The 16,096-nt window shown below is 58.6% G+C and carries 14 protein-coding genes; 9 read left to right on the top strand and 5 right to left on the bottom strand.

What is annotated here, in order from left to right; all coding sequences use genetic code 11:
- Positions 1-46: 46 nt before the first annotated feature.
- Positions 47-1,168, top strand: a complete 1,122-nt coding sequence (ispG, locus tag ACR0ES_RS03315) for a flavodoxin-dependent (E)-4-hydroxy-3-methylbut-2-enyl-diphosphate synthase (protein WP_209503626.1) — start codon at positions 47-49, stop codon at positions 1,166-1,168.
- A gap of 165 nt (positions 1,169-1,333) precedes the next feature.
- Positions 1,334-2,152: a DUF2189 domain-containing protein gene (locus ACR0ES_RS03310; RefSeq protein WP_480480460.1), complete on the top strand. Its 819-nt coding sequence runs from the start codon at positions 1,334-1,336 to the stop codon at positions 2,150-2,152.
- A gap of 57 nt (positions 2,153-2,209) precedes the next feature.
- On the opposite strand, the gene ACR0ES_RS03305 is transcribed toward ACR0ES_RS03310, so the two are convergent.
- Both ACR0ES_RS03305 and ACR0ES_RS03300 read right to left on the bottom strand, forming a co-directional pair.
- On the bottom strand, positions 2,210-2,968 hold the full coding sequence (locus ACR0ES_RS03305; RefSeq protein ID WP_480558133.1) for a DsbA family protein: 759 nt from the start codon (positions 2,966-2,968) through the stop codon (positions 2,210-2,212).
- Entirely contained in the window at positions 2,965-4,347 is a 1,383-nt protein-coding gene (locus ACR0ES_RS03300) for a M48 family metalloprotease (RefSeq protein WP_480869480.1), read from the bottom strand. The genes ACR0ES_RS03305 and ACR0ES_RS03300 overlap by 4 nt, the downstream gene beginning before the upstream one ends.
- On the opposite strand from ACR0ES_RS03300, the gene ACR0ES_RS03295 reads away from it, so the two are divergent.
- The 3 genes from ACR0ES_RS03295 to ACR0ES_RS03285 all read left to right on the top strand — a co-directional run bounded on the left by ACR0ES_RS03295 (position 4,346) and on the right by ACR0ES_RS03285 (position 9,380).
- Complete coding sequence (locus ACR0ES_RS03295; RefSeq protein ID WP_480545439.1) at positions 4,346-5,509, top strand: pyridoxal phosphate-dependent aminotransferase; 1,164 nt, start codon at positions 4,346-4,348, stop codon at positions 5,507-5,509. The two genes, ACR0ES_RS03300 and ACR0ES_RS03295, sit on opposite strands and share 2 nt — an antisense overlap.
- Before the next feature lie 66 nt (positions 5,510-5,575).
- Positions 5,576-6,796 carry an N-acetylmuramoyl-L-alanine amidase gene (locus ACR0ES_RS03290; protein ID WP_480545441.1) on the top strand — a complete coding sequence of 407 codons (1,221 nt, stop codon included), beginning with the start codon at positions 5,576-5,578 and terminating at the stop codon, positions 6,794-6,796.
- A 94-nt stretch (positions 6,797-6,890) separates the two neighbouring features.
- Entirely contained in the window at positions 6,891-9,380 is a 2,490-nt protein-coding gene (locus ACR0ES_RS03285; protein WP_480869478.1) for a penicillin-binding protein 1A, read from the top strand.
- Here ACR0ES_RS03285 and ACR0ES_RS03280 read toward each other — a convergent pair.
- Positions 9,374-10,204, bottom strand: coding sequence for an aminoglycoside phosphotransferase family protein (locus ACR0ES_RS03280; protein WP_480504794.1), 831 nt, complete (start codon positions 10,202-10,204; stop codon positions 9,374-9,376). The two genes, ACR0ES_RS03285 and ACR0ES_RS03280, sit on opposite strands and share 7 nt — an antisense overlap.
- A 78-nt stretch (positions 10,205-10,282) precedes the next feature.
- On the opposite strand from ACR0ES_RS03280, the gene prfB reads away from it, so the two are divergent.
- The 4 genes from prfB (at position 10,283) to ACR0ES_RS03260 (ending at position 14,430) form a co-directional block, all read left to right on the top strand.
- Positions 10,283-11,410: a peptide chain release factor 2 gene (gene prfB / locus ACR0ES_RS03275; protein WP_267364019.1), complete on the top strand. Its 1,128-nt coding sequence runs from the start codon at positions 10,283-10,285 to the stop codon at positions 11,408-11,410.
- A 1-nt stretch (position 11,411) separates the two neighbouring features.
- Positions 11,412-12,116 (top strand): M50 family metallopeptidase, encoded by a 705-nt coding sequence (locus ACR0ES_RS03270; RefSeq protein ID WP_480869476.1) that lies wholly within the window; start codon positions 11,412-11,414, stop codon positions 12,114-12,116.
- A 102-nt stretch (positions 12,117-12,218) separates the two neighbouring features.
- The gene (locus tag ACR0ES_RS03265) at positions 12,219-13,619 is read left to right on the top strand and encodes an amidase (RefSeq protein ID WP_480869473.1); all 1,401 of its coding nucleotides are present in this window, start codon (positions 12,219-12,221) and stop codon (positions 13,617-13,619) included.
- A gap of 25 nt (positions 13,620-13,644) precedes the next feature.
- Positions 13,645-14,430 (top strand): DUF2189 domain-containing protein, encoded by a 786-nt coding sequence (locus ACR0ES_RS03260; protein WP_480869470.1) that lies wholly within the window; start codon positions 13,645-13,647, stop codon positions 14,428-14,430.
- 9 nt (positions 14,431-14,439) lie between these two features.
- Here the strand turns inward: ACR0ES_RS03260 and ACR0ES_RS03255 are convergent, their stop codons facing one another.
- Together ACR0ES_RS03255 and ilvN are read right to left on the bottom strand one after the other, a co-directional pair.
- Positions 14,440-15,159 (bottom strand): helix-turn-helix domain-containing protein, encoded by a 720-nt coding sequence (locus ACR0ES_RS03255; RefSeq protein ID WP_480869468.1) that lies wholly within the window; start codon positions 15,157-15,159, stop codon positions 14,440-14,442.
- Between the two features lie 313 nt (positions 15,160-15,472).
- A complete protein-coding gene (ilvN, locus tag ACR0ES_RS03250) occupies positions 15,473-16,033 on the bottom strand; it encodes an acetolactate synthase small subunit (RefSeq protein ID WP_209503637.1) in 561 nt (186 codons plus the stop codon).
- Positions 16,034-16,096 lie beyond the last annotated feature (63 nt).

Below are 16,096 nucleotides of genomic sequence, written 5' to 3'. Positions count from 1 at the left end.
CCGGACTATCTACTGTCGCAACTCAGGCAGACGCGGATCCGTCCTTATGTCCCTTAATCACGTGCGCCCTTGGCGCGACATTTATCGTCGTAAATCCCGTCAAATCATGGTCGGCAACGTCCCTGTCGGGGGCGATGCCCCGATCGCCGTTCAGACCATGACCAACACCCTGACCACCGATGTGGCGGCAACAGTGGCGCAGGTTCAGGCCGCGGCGGAGGCTGGCGCGGATATCGTGCGCGTTTCAGTCCCCGATGAGGCGTCGGCTAAGGCATTGAAAGAGATCGTGCGCGAAAGCCCGGTGCCCATCGTTGCGGACATCCATTTTCACTATCGTCGTGGTATCGAAGCGGCCGAGGCAGGCGCTGCCTGTCTGCGCATCAATCCCGGCAACATCGGCGATGAACGCCGGGTGAAAGAAGTCATTCAGGCCGCGCGCGACCACAATTGCTCGATCCGGATCGGCGTGAATGCGGGCAGTCTGGAAAAGCACCTGCTTGAGAAATATGGCGAGCCGTGCCCCGAAGCGATGGTCGAAAGCGGGTTGGAACATATCCGCATCCTTCAGGACAATGATTTTCATGAGTTCAAAATCAGTGTGAAGGCCAGCGACGTTTTCCTGTCCGCCGCCGCGTATCAGGGCATAGCCGAAGCCACTGATGCGCCCATCCATCTGGGTATCACCGAGGCGGGCGGACTGGTGTCCGGCACCATCAAATCTGCCATCGGGTTGGGCAACCTGCTGTGGATGGGGATCGGCGACACGATCCGCGTCAGCCTGTCTGCCGATCCGGTGGAAGAGGTGAAGGTTGGCTTTGAAATCCTCAAATCCCTTGGTCTGCGCCACCGGGGCGTCAACATCATCTCATGCCCGTCCTGCGCACGGCAGGGGTTTGACGTCATCAAGACCGTCGAGGCGCTGGAACGCCGTCTGGAACACATCAAGACACCGATGAGCCTGTCGATTATCGGTTGCGTGGTCAACGGACCGGGCGAGGCGCTGATGACCGATGTCGGGTTTACCGGTGGCGGGGCAGGATCCGGGATGGTTTATCTGGCGGGCAAGGCCAGCCACAAGATGTCCAACGATCAGATGATCGACCACATCGTGGAACAGGTCGAAAAGAAAGCGGCTGAACTGGACGCGGCTGCGGAAGCGGCAGAGTAGTGTGGGGTCGGCTGTGTCGGTAACGCAGGCATAGCGACCTTACTCATCCCTTGCCCCAGTGCCTGAGCTGTTGCTAACTTGTTTCGTGACTGAACTTGCCTGTTTCGCCGCTGGTTCCGTCGGTAAGCAGACCAGCGCGGACCCATGCTTTGGGAGGAGTGTGTCATGACATCCAAGACCGCAGGCCCTACGCCACCCGAGAACCTGACGCCACACCAGCAGGCCATGCCCAAGGTCAATCGTGTTACTTCGGATGATATAAAGGCGTCACTGAAAGCTGGGTTTTCCGATTTTCTGGCGCGCCCCTTCATGAGCGGTTTCTTCGGGCTTTTCTATGCAGCTTTCGGAATCCTGATGGTCTGGAGCTTGGTCTGGCTTGGCAAGATCTGGATGATCATTCCTGCGATTGTCGGATTTCCTCTGGTCGCGCCTTTCGCCGCTGCAGGACTTTATGAGATGTCCCGGCGGTTACAGAAGGGCGAGAGTTTTGGCTGGTATGAAATCCTCACTGTCATGGCCGATCAACGCAAGCGCGAAATGGGCTGGATGGCCTTTGTCACGCTGTTCATTTTCTGGGTTTGGGTTTATCAGGTCCGGCTTTGGCTTGCGATCATCCTGCAGAATTCATCCTTTTCGGATTTCGATGGATTCTTGAACATCATCTTGTTCACTCCGCAGGGGTGGACATTCCTTGCAATCGGCACCTGTGTCGGGGCGTTCCTGTCGGCTGTCCTGTTTTCGGTAACTGTCGTCGCCATGCCTATGCTTCTGGACCGGGAAACAAATTTCGTTTCAGCCATGTTGACGTCTTTACGCGTCGTCTCGGAAAGCCCTGTGGTCATGCTTGGCTGGGCAGCGATCATCTCGGTCACAATGTTGTTGTCGATGGTTCCGGCGTTTATGGGCTTGATCTTTACCTTGCCGATCCTTGGCCATACAACGTGGCATCTCTATCAACGGGCCGTGGAACCGGCAGACGGCTGAGGTCAGTGATCAGTCCGCCTTTTTGTCTGGGGGCAGCTGTGCCGCCCCCAATACCTATCAACCCTGTTCTGCGCGAACGCCATCTGCAATCTGCTGCATCTGATCGGCGGGCAGATAGCCGCGCAGCAACTCGGTTCCCAACACGAATGAGGGCGTGCCCGAAATCTGCATCCGTTGCGCCAGGGCACGGGTGCGGCTGATCTCATCCGTGACGCTGTCGCTGTCCATCGCGGCGATGATCGCGTCACTGTCCAGACCCAGCCCGTCAGAGATGCGGCGCAGGGTAACTTCGGACGGTTCGCCGTTGAAGGCCATCAGGGCATCGTGAACCTGTTTATAGGCGTCACCACCAGCGACGTGTTTGGTGGCCACGGCAAAGCGCGAGGACAAAACAGATGCGTCGCCCAGAATTGGCAGCTCTTTGATCACAAACCGGATATTGCCGTCGCTGGCCAGCAGGTTTGCCACTTCGGGCACCGCACGGCGGCAATAGCCGCAGCGGTAGTCCATGAATTCGACCAGCGTGATATCGCCATCCGGGTTGCCGCCGACCCAGCTATAGCCATCGTCGAACAGTTCGGCCGCATTGGCGGCGACCAGTTCTTTGTCGGCGGCCGCTTCGGCCACTGCGTTTCGCTGTTCGAGGATATTGATTGCCTCGATAATGACTTCGGGGTTCTCCAGCAGGTATTCGCGTACCTGAGCGCCAAACTCTGCCTTTTCGGCATCATTCATCGCGTTTAGGTCCAGCGCCTGTGCTGAGGTCGCCGCCATGGAAAGCCCCAGAAGGGCAGGTGCAGCATGTCTGAGGATCATTTCCGTTTCCTTTTATCTTTCTTGAGTCGTTCTGAGGCAATCAGCACGTCTTGTGCCCTTTGCCAACCCGGAGAGCCTTCGGGCAACTGTCCTACAGCCCGTTTCGCGTGAATTCCGGCATCCTCCATCCGACCTTGCAGCGCGTAACGCTCTGCCGTCACGGTCGAAGCCATACCGTTATTTCCGACCTGCGCGTAAGCCACACCCAAGTCCTGCATCAGGCGTGCGTTACGAAAGTCGCGCGCACGCGCCTGTTCCAATGCATTCAATGCCTGTTTTGTTTCCCCTTGCGCCAGCAGGGCGCGCCCATAGCCCGCAAGGATCAACGCATTGTTCGGGGCCTTTTCAACAGCGCTTGCATAGGCTTTAACAGCCTCGCTTACCCTTCTGTTTTCCAACAGGATTTGTCCTTTCAGATCGAAATAGAACGGGTCATCAGGACGTTCGGCAAGTGCCGCGTCTATCGCGGCACGGGCGCGGGACAGATCGCGGTTCTGATGATAGGCCGAAGCCTCTCGCATCAGGCGGATGTCGCGATAGGGTTCTTCACCGGCACGCCGCAAGGTCCAACTGGGCGACCGCAGAAAGGCCGACAGCTTGCCTTTAACCCGCGCAAACCAGTAATCCGAATTGGGGTTTGGAACGGCGCGGTCGCCAAACTCGTCCAGGAACGCCTCGGCGGCGCGCAGACGATCACGGCTTGTTGGGTGTGAGCGCATATAGGGGTCCTGATTGGCGACACTCAGCAGTTCCTGACCGGCGAACTTCCGGTGCAGTTCCACCATCCCGCTGGGTGAGATTTCGGCCCATCGCAGGTAACTTGCGGCACTGCGGTCGGCGGATGCCTCTTCCGCGCGGGTGTGACCCAGAAAACCGCGAATTGCTGCGCCTTGGGTGCCAGCAGCGATCCCGATGGCGGCCTCGCCCCCACCCGCCGCAGCTGCCAGTAGGGCCAAAGCCGTGCCGAGGCTGGCGTTGCGCTGCGCCGCTTTCAGGTTCTCAGCCCGTCGTGCCAGATGACCATTCGAGATATGGGCGGCCTCGTGGGCGATGACAGCCTGCAACATCTCGGGGCTTTCGACGGTCAGAATCAGCCCGTAGTTCACATAAATCGCGTTGTAGTCGATGACGAATGCATTGAACGTGTTGTCGTTTACGACCAGAATCTGAACCCGGTTCGTGTTCAGCCCCGCAGCCCGCAACACCGGAAAGGCCAGTTCACGCAGGCCATGTTCGATATCAGGGTCGCGGATCAGGCTTTGCGCGTGCGATTGCACCGCTGCCGCCAGCCAGACGACAACGGCAACCATCAAGGCCGGGATTGACGCCAACCGGGATACGCGCTCAAAAGCCATGACTGCAACATGGGAGATGGGCATGAGAAACTCAACCCGGTCCGGGGTCGATCCCTTCATCGTGATGGATGTGATGGAGGCGGCACGCAAGGCCGAAGAGGCAGGTCGCCACGTGATCCACATGGAAGTCGGCCAGCCCGGAACCGGCGCGCCCAAGGGTGCGACCGAAGCTTTGGCCGCGGCGATGGAGCAAGGCCCGCTGGGCTATACGGTTGCCCTGGGTCTGCCCGCCCTGAGGCAGCGGATCGCCCGGCTTTACGGCGATTGGTATAATGTCGACCTGAACCCCGAGCGGGTGGTGATCACACCTGGCTCGTCCGGCGGATTCCTGCTGACCTTTACCGCTTTGTTCGACAGTGGCGACCGTGTCGGTATCGGGGCGCCCGGCTATCCGTCCTATCGCCAGATCCTGAAGGCGCTGGGTCTGGTCCCGGTCGACCTGCCGACCGCGCCGGAAAACAGGTTGCAGCCTGTCGCAGCGGATATTCAGGGGATGGACCTGAAAGGGCTGATGGTGGCTTCACCCGCAAACCCGACCGGTACGATGTTGGATCGCGCCGCCATGGGTGCCCTGATCGAGGCGGCGCACGGGCAGGGCGCGTCGTTCATCAGTGACGAGATTTACCACGGGCTGGAATACGAAGCCAAGGCCGTGACGGCGCTGGAACTGACAGATGAATGCTATGTGATCAACTCGTTCTCGAAGTACTTTTCGATGACCGGATGGCGCGTAGGCTGGATGGTGGTGCCCGAGGATCAGGTGCGCGTGGTCGAACGGATCGCTCAGAACATGTTCATCTGCGCCCCCCACGCCAGTCAGGTCGCGGCGCTGGCTGCGATGGATTGCGACAACGAATTGCAAGCCAATCTGGACGTGTACCGCCGCAATCGCGCGCTGATGCTGGACGGGCTGCCCAAGGCCGGGTTTTCGAACATCGCGCCGCCCGACGGGGCGTTTTATGTCTATGCCGATGTGTCTGATCTGACCGATGACAGCCGCGCATTTGCGGCCGAGATTCTGGAACAGGCCGGTGTGGCTGTGACACCCGGGCTGGATTTTGACCCGCAGCGCGGCCATACCACATTGCGTTTTTCCTATGCGCGCGCGACGGATGACATTCAGGAAGGGCTTGAGCGTTTGCGCCTGTTTATGATCCGGCGCGGTGCTGTCACGGAACGGGCCTGAGCCGTTCACAAACCGCCCCTTGTGGTATAGGGTGACCGACAAACGATCTCGGGAAAACTTGAGGCCATGAGCAGGATCTTCTTTAGCATTGCGCTGTTCTGGGCGTTGGCTGGTGGTGCCATTGCGCAGGATTTCAGCGCGTTGGCGCGTGTCCAGCCTGACCAGAGCCGTATTACGGATGTCGGGCGTACCGGTGTTCGGGTGGACATCGCCCTCAGTCAGGGCGTTCCCTACAGGATTTTCACCTTGCAGGATCCCTACCGTATGGTTCTGGACTTCAACGAAGTGGATTGGGCCGGGCTGACCCGCGAAGATTTCCTGCAATCCGATCGCATCAGCGGTGTGCAGTTTGGCGCATATGTTCCGGGTTGGTCACGTCTGGTGCTGGAACTGGGTGCGCCGATGGCAGTGACGAAGGCAGAATTGTCGGTGGCAGAGGATTCGGGGGCCGCATTGCTGTCGCTCGACCTCAAGGGGACGGATTTCGATGCTTTCAACGCCTCGGCAGGTGCGCCGCGAAACCCGGGCTGGGACTTGCCGGAACCGGCGGATGTGCCGCAAGCCGCGGTGCGCAGTGCCGACCGACCCTTGCGTGTCATGCTGGATCCGGGCCACGGAGGCATTGATCCGGGGGCCGAGACTGACGCGATTGATGAAAAAACCCTGATGCTGACTTTCGCGCGTGAGCTGCGCGAAATCCTTCTAAGATCAGGCGGGTACGAGGTGGTTTTGACACGGGTCGACGATCAGTTCGTCTCGTTGGAGCGCCGAATTGCGCTGGCGCACCGGGCCGGTGCGGACCTGTTCATTTCGCTGCACGCTGATTCCCTGTCCGAAGGGCGGGCGCATGGTGCGGTGGTTTATACCCTGTCCAACGATGCCTCGGATGTGGCCAGTGCGAAGCTGGCGGAACGGCACGACCGCGGGGATTTGATTTCCGGTGTCGATCTGAACGGGGCAGATGATCAGATCACGGATGTTCTGCTGGACATGGCCCGTCAGGAAACGATGCCACGCACAAGCGCGCTGGCCAAGGCCATTGCAAACGGTCTGGCACAACAAGGGGGGCCGATGAACGGCAAACCCCTGCGTACTGCGTCTTTTTCAGTACTCAAGGCGGCGGACATCCCGTCGGTTCTGGTCGAGCTTGGATTTCTGTCCAGCCCCAGAGACCTGAAGAACCTCAATGATCCTGATTGGCGGGCGAGAATGGCGCTGGGAATTCATCGGGGGCTTGAAGATTGGCGCCAGCAGGATGTGATCCGCAAATCCCTTATTGGCCAGTGACCTTGCGGCGCAAAACGGCTAGAATACGCTCGGTGTTTTGACCCTTGGGCGGCGCATCACTATATAGGCGGCACCGCGAGAAAAAGGCAGTAACGTGATCCGGTTCATTCTTTCGATTTTCGGGGCGATTTTCAGCCTCGTGACATTGGGTATTTTCATGGCCGCGCTGGTGATCGGTGCGGTGTTCTGGATGTATGGGCGCGATCTGCCCAGCCACGAGTCGCTGGCACAGTACAAACCACCCACAATCAGCCGGATCTATTCGGGTGAAGGCAAGCTGATTGATGAATTCGCGCAGGAACGCCGCCTGTTCACCCCGTCCGAGGAAATCCCGGATCTGGTGAAGCAGGCGTTTATTTCGGCGGAAGACAAGAATTTCTACAACCATCAGGGCTATGACCCGCGCGGCATCATTGCCGCCGGGGTCGAGGCGGTGCGGACCAAGGGCGAAACCGTACGCGGTGCGTCGACCATCACGCAGCAGGTCATGAAGAACTTTCTGCTGTCCGGTGACCGCCGGGCTGAGCGCAAGATCAAGGAAATCATTCTTGCGACCCGGCTTGAGGATACATTGGACAAAGAACAGATACTCGAACTTTATATGAACGAGATCTTTCTGGGCCAGAACTCTTATGGTGTGACTGCCGCCGCACAGACCTATTTCAACAAGACCCTCCAGGAACTGGCCCCGCATGAGGCCGCCATGCTGGCTGCCATGCCCAAAGCGCCGTCAGATTACCACCCCGTTTGGCAAAAAGAGCGCCTTCTGGCCCGCCGCAATTACGTGTTACGCGAGATGCAGCAGAACGGTTACATCGATCAGGCGACTTATGAGGCCGAGGTCGAATTGCCATTGCGTTCGGTCCAGAACGGAGATTTTGAAAGCTTCCGTACAGCCCTGCCGCCCCGCGACTATTTCACCGACGAAATCCGTCGCCAGCTGAGCGAAGATTTTGGTGAGGGCGAGTTCTTTACCGGCGGCTTTACCGTGCGTGCATCGGTGGATGAGGAAATGCAGGTTGAGGCCGCACGTGCCCTGCGCGAGGCGCTTGAGAAATACGACCGCTCCCGAGGCAAATGGCGCGGAACAGGTGACGTGATCCCGGAAGAAAAACTGGCGGATGAGGCGCAATGGCGCGAGGCGCTGGCGGCCGTGGAAGTTCCGCGCGACGTCATTCTGCCAACCCGGTGGTATCCCGCTGTGGTTTTGGGCATGACCGACCAGCAACTGACCGTTGGTGTCGAAGAAGGTCCTGCCGATGGGATAATCCCGCGCGCGGACATCAAATGGATGCAGGGTGATTTTGCGGCCAACTTCAAGCGCGGCGATGTCATTTTTGTTGTTGCGGGTGAAGATGGGCAATGGTCAGCCCGCCAGGTGCCAGAGGTGCAGGGTGCCTTTGTCGCGATGGATGTGAACTCGGGTCGCGTTCTGGCGATGCAGGGCGGGTTCTCGTATCAGGATACCGTGTTCAACCGGGCCACACAGGCACAGCGCCAGCCGGGATCGTCCTTCAAGCCGTTTGTTTATGCTGCTGCGCTTGACAGCGGATACAGCCCCGCGACCATCGTCGTCGATGCGCCGATCGAAGTGAACACGCCGCAGGGGCTGTGGCGCCCCAAGAACTCTTCCAACAAGTTCTACGGCCCCACACCTTTGCGTACAGGGATCGAACAGTCGCGGAACCTGATGACCATCCGTCTGGCGCAGGAAGTTACAATGCCTGTCGTTGCGGGCTATGCGGAACGGTTCGGTGTCTATGACAGGATGGGCGCATTTTTGGCCAACTCGCTGGGGGCCGAGGAAACCACGCTTTACAAGATGGTCGCGGCCTATGCGATGTTCGCCAATGGCGGCCAGCGTGTGGAACCCACTCTGGTCGACCGCATTCAGGACCGGTTCGGAAAAACCATCTATCGCCACGATGACCGTCAGTGTCTGGACTGTAACTCGACCTGGCTGGAACCAGATGAATCGCCCACCCTTGTCACGGATCGCGCGCAGGTCATGGATGCGATCACCGCCTATCAGCTGACATCGATGATGAAGGGTGTGGTCGATCGCGGGACGGCATCCAGCGTTGTGAATCTGCCCGTGCCAACAGCGGGCAAAACCGGAACCACCAACGACTCCAAGGATGCGTGGTTCATCGGCTTTACGTCGAACATCGTGGCCGGTTGCTATATCGGTTATGACCGACCGCGTCCGATGGGACGTGGGGCCTATGGTGGCACGCTGTGTGGCCCTGTGTTCCAGAGCTTCATGGAAAAAGCGGTCGAAAAATACGGCGGCGGTCCGTTTGAAGTGCCGGAAGGCGGTCATTTCATCAAGATCGACCGCTTCAGCGGGGCCCGTCTGCCCGATGATGCCACCGGTGACTATGTCGTGGCCGAATTCTTCCGCGACGGCGTCGATGGTTTTATCGACCGTGTCTATGATGGTGGTTTTGCCATCGGATCGGACCTGCCATTGTTTGAAGAAGTCCAGCGCGCTGGTGTACAGGTTCAGACGTCGACGGGCCAGACCGTGACCGTTGGTCCGAAAGCTTCCCAAGGGGACCTGAGCACCGGCGGGCTTTACTGACCGGCCGCTTTCAGAAACAGGTTTAGTAGATCAGCTTCTGCGTCACCGCAGATCGGGCCGTCAGATCGCCAGTAGATGGACAATGCGCATTTCGCGGCAGCCCATTGAGCCAGCCGTATTCGTGGAACACTCATTGCTTTGGAATACTCCGACAGACAGGTTTCGATTTGCAGGGGTTGGCGCACAAGATCCGGCATTCCCTTAGGGTGTCGCAACGCGTTGGCCAGTTCAAAAGCGGGATCGCCTAGATAACCTTTTGCATCGATGATCCGGGGTCCTGATAGTGTCATAATGACATTGTCTGGATGAAAGTCCCCGTGAAGAGGTACGGGTGAAGGTTGGCTGTCTAACAAGTCTTCACTTAGTGCAATCGCTGACTTCACCGCGTTACGCAGTTGGGCAGGGCACTCGGCCGCAAAGGTGCATTCAGCCAAGGGGGCGAACACCTGTTGCAAGGGTTTCATTCCAGTGGCGCTGACCGGGTCCCCTGCGTGCAAACACGCTGCTGTTTCCGCAAGTGTCTTGACGGCTTCTTCGGGCCTGCCCGCGCGGGCGATATCTCCCAGAGATGGTCCATCCAACCACTCCATCAGTACGGCGCTCCGTGCCTCTTCCAAAATCCGAACAGCGCCCCTGTCGCGCCACCCGACCAACAAGTTTGTGCCCGGTTTTTCGTTCCCGCGATCTTGCCTGCGATAAAGCTTCAAGGCAGCTGGGCCGCAATTGGATTGTACTTTCCACACTCTTGCATGGCCGGTGTCCGCAACCAGTTCAGGAAAGTGCAAATCCCATCTGCCCAGAAACTCTTCGACTGTGTTTTGCATTCAGCATCCAGCCTGTCTTGTGGTGTCTCGCACCTCTTGCTATCACGCAGGCCTGATTGAGCAAGTTGGGACAAGACCATGCGCGCCGAAACCCAGAACATCGTGGCGGATATCAAAAAGTCGCTGGAGCTGCTGGCGCAGCGTATGGACTATGAAACCGCACCGCATCGCCTTGAGGAATTCAACGCGCGCGTCGAAGACCCCAACCTTTGGGATAACCCTGAAAACGCGCAGAAACTGATGCGCGAGCGGCAGATGCTGGTCGATGCAATCGAGACGTATGAATCCATCAAGACCGACCTCAACGACAATATCGAACTGATCGAGTTGGGCGAGATGGAGGAAGACCAAGAAGTCGTTCAGGATGCCGAAGCGGCGATCAAGACGCTGAAAGCCAGAGCCGCCAAAAAAGAGCTTGAGGCGCTGCTGGACGGTGAGGCCGACAGCAATGATACGTTCCTCGAAATCAACTCGGGCGCGGGGGGAACCGAAAGCTGCGACTGGGCGTCGATGCTGGCGCGCATGTATGTGCGCTGGGCCGAGAAAAAGGGTTACACTGTCGAGCTGCAATCCGAGACACCGGGCGAAGAAGCGGGGATCAAATCCGCAGCCTACAAGATTTCCGGTCACAACGCCTATGGCTGGCTGAAATCGGAAAGCGGCGTACACCGGCTGGTGCGGATCTCGCCCTATGACTCGGCAGCAAAACGCCACACGTCTTTCAGCTCGGTCTGGGTCTATCCGGTGGTCGACGACAATATCGAGATCGAGGTGAACCCGGCCGATATTCGCATCGACACCTACCGCTCTTCGGGGGCTGGCGGCCAGCACGTGAACACCACCGACTCGGCTGTTCGGATCACGCACATCCCGACCGGGATTGTTGTGACCAGCTCGGAAAAGTCGCAGCACCAGAACCGTGATATTGCCATGAAAGCCCTGAAATCGCGCCTGTACCAGCAGGAACTGGATCGCCGCAACGCGGATATCAACGCGGCGCACGAGGCTAAGGGCGATGCGGGCTGGGGCAACCAAATCCGGTCTTACGTCTTGCAGCCCTATCAGATGGTCAAGGACCTGCGAACCAATCACGAAACCTCGGATACCAAAGGGGTTCTGGACGGGGACCTGGACGGTTTCATGGCGGCAACCTTGGCCCTGAACGTGGCAGGCAAAAGCCGATCCGAGGCGCAGGGCGACAGCTAAGGTGACACGCCAGCGTTCCTTTCCGGACCTGCTGAAAGGGCACTGGCAGCTAATCCTGATCACCGGTCTGGTCTTTGCGCTCTGGAACACGCCGTTTGTTGTTCCGCTGAAAATTCTGGTCGTCTTTCTGCATGAGCTGTCTCATGCCGTGACAATCCTATTGACTGGCGGCTCGGTCGAGAGTTTCACGATCTCACCCCAGCAAGGCGGAATGGTGATCGGCCGAGGCGGCAGCAGGTTTCTCAGCCTGTCCGCCGGCTATCTCGGCTCGCTTGTGTTTGGTATGGCGCTTTTGATCATCGCCTTGAGGACAAATGCTGACCGGGCTGTTCTGGCTGTTTTTGGCGCAATCATGTGTCTGATCGCACTGCTGTACATACGCGATGCTTTCGCCTTGCTGTTTTGCGCAGGCGTCGGGGCGGCAATGATTGCGACAGCGTGGTTTCTGAGCCACGAGGTCAGTGATCTGGTGCTGCGCGTTGTCGGGCTGACCAGCATGATCTACGTGCCGTTTGATATCTTTGATGACACCATCCGACGATCCGGCGCACGCTCGGACGCGTTCCTGTTGGCCGAGGAATTCGGCGGCACCGCGATGCTGTGGGGTGGGGTCTGGCTGGTGTTGAGTGGTGGCGCCATTGCCCTTTGTCTATGGTATTGGTTGGGCCGGGACAGCAACCTGCCATTGCACCGCAGAGCGTTGTGATGCTGTTGTTTGTGAGACAAGAAAAGACACATCTAAACAGTGGGTTTAAATGAGGTGAACCGCTCGCTAGGCTGTTGAAGACCAACAACAGACTGGCGTGTTATGGACCTGACCCGGATATCTGCCACAGAGCTTCTGAACCAACTGGCTACCCGGCAGGTTTCGGCCACAGAAGTCATGCGGGCCACGCTGGATCGCATTGCCAAAGTCAACGGTGACGTGAACGCCATCGTGGCGCTGCGGGACAAGGGCGAGCTGAAGGCCGAAGCGCAGGCCCGCGACAGCGGTCCTGTCACTGGCCCGCTGCACGGCCTGCCAATTGCGGTCAAGGATTTGGTCAATGTGGCAGGTATTGTCTCGTCGCATGGATCGCCTGTTTTCAGGGATGTCGTCCCTGACAGGGATGATCTGATTGCCGCCAGGATGCGGGCCGCGGGCGCCATCCTGATCGGCAAGACCAATACGCCGGAATTCGGGCTGGGCTCGCACACGTTCAACCCGGTCTATGGTGCGACGCGCAATCCGTATGACGCCAGTTACACCTGCGGTGGCTCATCCGGTGGGGCGGCAGTGGCTTTGGCGACGGGTATGGTGGCATTGGCCGACGGGTCCGACATGATGGGCAGCCTGCGCAACCCGGCGGCCTGGAACAACGTCTACGGCTTTCGCCCAAGCTGGGGCAGGGTGCCGTCTGATCCGGTCGGCGATAGTTTCCTGCATCAGCTGTCCACATTGGGTCCAATGGCGCGCAGTCCTGAAGATCTTGGCATCCTGCTCGACGTGATCTCGGGGCCCGATCCGCGCCTGCCATTGGTCGGAGAATATGCACCGGTTTCCCCGGTTGTCGCAGCAGATCTGAACGGGCTGCGCATTGGCTGGCTGGGCGATTGGGGCGGGGCCTTTCCAGTTGAAGCCGGAATCCTTGAGCTGTGCCGAGATGCGTTGAAGGTGTTCGAAGCGCGGGGCGCGCGTGTTGAACATGTCGCCCCGCCTTTCGATGCCGAACGGTTATGGACCAGTTGGATCACCCTGCGGTCCTGGACTGTCGCCGCAGGGCTGGAACCTTTGGCTGAACGACGGGACCATCTGAAAGACACAGCCCAGTGGGAGCTGGACCGGGGTCTGACGATGAGTGCCATGGACGTGCATCACGCCAGCGTAATCCGGTCAGAATGGTTCCGGTGCGCGGCGGAACTGTTCGAGCAGTTTGATGCCCTGGTCCTGCCATCCGCACAGGTTTGGCCGTTTGGGATCGAAACACCTTACCCCACCCGGGTCGCGGACCGCGCAATGGATACATATCATCGCTGGATGCATGTCACGGTACCGGTCAGCCTGATTGGCTTGCCTTGTCTGGCCGCGCCCGCGGGATTTGGTGTGCAGGGCCTGCCCATGGGCTTTCAACTGTTTGGACCAAGAGGGTCGGATCACAAATTACTGTCGGTCGGAGCGGCTTATCACGCCGAAACCGACTGGCCAAACAAGAGACCGGCGATGTCATAACGTCGGTAAGGGAGGAGAAGACGACATGGAAAAGCCTTTTGGTGTTCCGGACATGCGCCCGGTAGATACCGCTATGCTGCGCACGGCGTTGAAGCGCGCCTGGGCCGACTTTCGGCACGCGCCGCAGTTCGGGTTGATCTTTGCCGGGTTCTACGTGCTTGCGGGATGGGCGATGGCATGGGTCACCATCCAGACCGGTACAACCTTCTGGCTGGTTCTGGCAGCCATTGGCTTTCCGTTGATCGGCCCGTTTGCCGCTGTTGGCCTTTACGAAGTGTCGCACCGGCTGGAACAGGGCGAACCGCTGGGCCTTGGCGCGATCTTTGGTGTCGTGCTGCAACAAAGCCGTCGGCAATTGCCGTCGATCTGTGCCATCATTGTCGTGGTGTTTCTGTTCTGGTTTTTTCTGGGGCACATGATCTTTGCCCTGTTCCTTGGGCTGGCTACGATGACAAACGTGTCGTCCTCGCTTGAAGTCTTTCTGACGGCAAATGGCCTGACAATGCTGGCTGTGGGCACGGTGGTTGGGGCGGTTTTCGCAACCGTTCTGTATATGATCACCGTTTTGTCGATCCCACTGCTGTTGGATCGCGAACTGGATTTTGTCACTGCGATGATTGCAAGCTTTACCTATGTGTCCGGAAACTTTCCGGTGATGCTTGTCTGGGGGGTAATCATCGCTGTTCTGACGTTCCTGGCCATGGTGCCCTGGTTTCTGGGCCTTCTGGTGGTTCTGCCACTGTTGGGCCACGCCAGTTGGCACCTGTATAGGCAAATCACCCAAGTCGAAGGGGAGGGCACATCGTCCTGAGATAACAGGTCAGAGTTGCTGAGCCGGATTGTTCGTGGACAGCCGCGCAGCGGCGAAAATTGCAGCTGCATCATGCCCGAGATATTTCAGAACCACGGGCTCCGGTGCTTCAGGGGTGGCGGGGCTGATAACCGTACCCCGCCACTGAACCGCTGTTCCCGTCGGATCGGGTGAAATCATATAAACGCGACTGTTTTGACCCTCCCGCTGAGAGGTCAGCATATAGACGGAACTGCCGGTGCAGGCGACGATCCCTTGTATTTCGCGCGCTTGCGGCGTTGCCTCAGGCATCGCCGCGCGCGACACATATCCGCGTATCAATGTGCATTGGGCCTGTGGCCGGGCGTGCAGAAGGGTCATACGGTGCGAGGCCGAGACGCTTTCGATCACGGCATAAAACCCCGGAGAAAACGCAGTTCTGGCGATCATGTCCACACCTGACCCCAGAAACTCGGTCAAGGCAGTTTTCGCGGCGTGATCCTCGACCTTTTCAATTTCGTCCAGCGGCTTCAGAAGAATGCGCGCATCCACGTCGAAAAACCGACAGATGCGATCCAGAACATCTGGCCGTGGAACACTTTCGCCCGAAAGATACCTGTTGAATTGCGTGCGATTTACGCCAAGCTTGCGGCACAGTGCCGAGACCGACCGATACCTTCGTGCCAATTGCCGCAGGTTCGCGCCAAACATCGCGCGAACTTCAGCCGGGCTGCGAATGTCGTTGGTCATGGATGCCCACGTCTTGCTGAGATTCCTGAAAAACCATCGCAGCACTGGAACCAAGCCCCGGCGCGCAGTGAAAAATCGTACAGATTGACCCCAAGCAACGTATCCCCACGTCGCGTTGCGCGTTGAGGCTAATGCCATAAAGCGCAATGGCAATAGGCTTTATCTGAAAATGCCTAATCTTTATCCGGAAAAGCTTACCCTATGGCAAATTTAGCGCATAGAAGGACGCGTGGGTTGATTTTGCAAATGCCCACCAACTTAAAGATGTGCTCCCGCCTTGGATGCAGGAAAAGCCCCAAGGCGGGTATATTGTTCAGTCGCCGCGCAGCAGGGCCGCCACGCCGGTGCGGGCGATTTCCATCAGGCCCAACGGGCGCATCAGGTCAGCAAAAGCGTCGATCTTGTCCGGCGCGCCGGTGATCTCGAAGATGAAAGAGTTCAGGGTGCTGTCGACCACATTGGCACGGAAGATGTCAGCCAGGCGCAGCGCCTCGACGCGTTTGTCGCCTTCACCCACGACCTTGATGATGGCCAGTTCGCGTTCAACCGAAGGGCCTTCGACCGTCAGGTCATGCACGTCATGGACAGTCACGATCCGCCCCAGCTGCGCCTTGATCTGTTCGATCACCTGCGGTGTGCCGGTGGTGACAATGGTGATGCGGCTCAGGTGTCCTGTGTGATCCACCTCGGCCACGGTCAGGCTTTCGATGTTGTATCCGCGCCCCGAGAACAGACCGATCACACGGGCCAGGACACCGGGTTCGTTCTCGACCAGCACGGCAATGGTGTGGCGTTCCTGCACGTCCGAGAAGGTAGGCCGTAGGTTATAGGCCGAATGGCGATTGGAGCCTTTTTTGATATGTAGGGCAGACATTTATGTCCCTTTCATCATCCTGTGTTTGCCGGGCGCAATGGTCGCCCGGCGGTAATCCTCGGA

This window comes from Ruegeria sp. N7, from assembly GCF_056531345.1.
The sequence above is the reverse complement of the archived record's forward strand: the minus strand, read 5'-3'. Positions and strand labels throughout refer to the sequence as shown.

What these genes read in the sequence shown, in the direction of transcription:
- ispG (WP_209503626.1), top strand. Translation starts at nt 47, where the DNA reads ATGTCCCTTAATCACGTGCGCCCTTGGCGCGACATTTATCGTCGTAAA.
- ACR0ES_RS03310 (WP_480480460.1), top strand. Translation starts at nt 1,334, where the DNA reads ATGACATCCAAGACCGCAGGCCCTACGCCACCCGAGAACCTGACGCCA.
- ACR0ES_RS03305 (WP_480558133.1), bottom strand. Translation starts at nt 2,968, where the DNA reads ATGATCCTCAGACATGCTGCACCTGCCCTTCTGGGGCTTTCCATGGCG.
- ACR0ES_RS03295 (WP_480545439.1), top strand. Translation starts at nt 4,346, where the DNA reads ATGAGAAACTCAACCCGGTCCGGGGTCGATCCCTTCATCGTGATGGAT.
- ACR0ES_RS03300 (WP_480869480.1), bottom strand. Translation starts at nt 4,347, where the DNA reads ATGCCCATCTCCCATGTTGCAGTCATGGCTTTTGAGCGCGTATCCCGG.
- ACR0ES_RS03290 (WP_480545441.1), top strand. Translation starts at nt 5,576, where the DNA reads ATGAGCAGGATCTTCTTTAGCATTGCGCTGTTCTGGGCGTTGGCTGGT.
- ACR0ES_RS03280 (WP_480504794.1), bottom strand. Translation starts at nt 10,204, where the DNA reads ATGCAAAACACAGTCGAAGAGTTTCTGGGCAGATGGGATTTGCACTTT.
- prfB (WP_267364019.1), top strand. Translation starts at nt 10,283, where the DNA reads ATGCGCGCCGAAACCCAGAACATCGTGGCGGATATCAAAAAGTCGCTG.
- ACR0ES_RS03265 (WP_480869473.1), top strand. Translation starts at nt 12,219, where the DNA reads ATGGACCTGACCCGGATATCTGCCACAGAGCTTCTGAACCAACTGGCT.
- ACR0ES_RS03260 (WP_480869470.1), top strand. Translation starts at nt 13,645, where the DNA reads ATGGAAAAGCCTTTTGGTGTTCCGGACATGCGCCCGGTAGATACCGCT.
- ACR0ES_RS03255 (WP_480869468.1), bottom strand. Translation starts at nt 15,159, where the DNA reads ATGACCAACGACATTCGCAGCCCGGCTGAAGTTCGCGCGATGTTTGGC.
- ilvN (WP_209503637.1), bottom strand. Translation starts at nt 16,033, where the DNA reads ATGTCTGCCCTACATATCAAAAAAGGCTCCAATCGCCATTCGGCCTAT.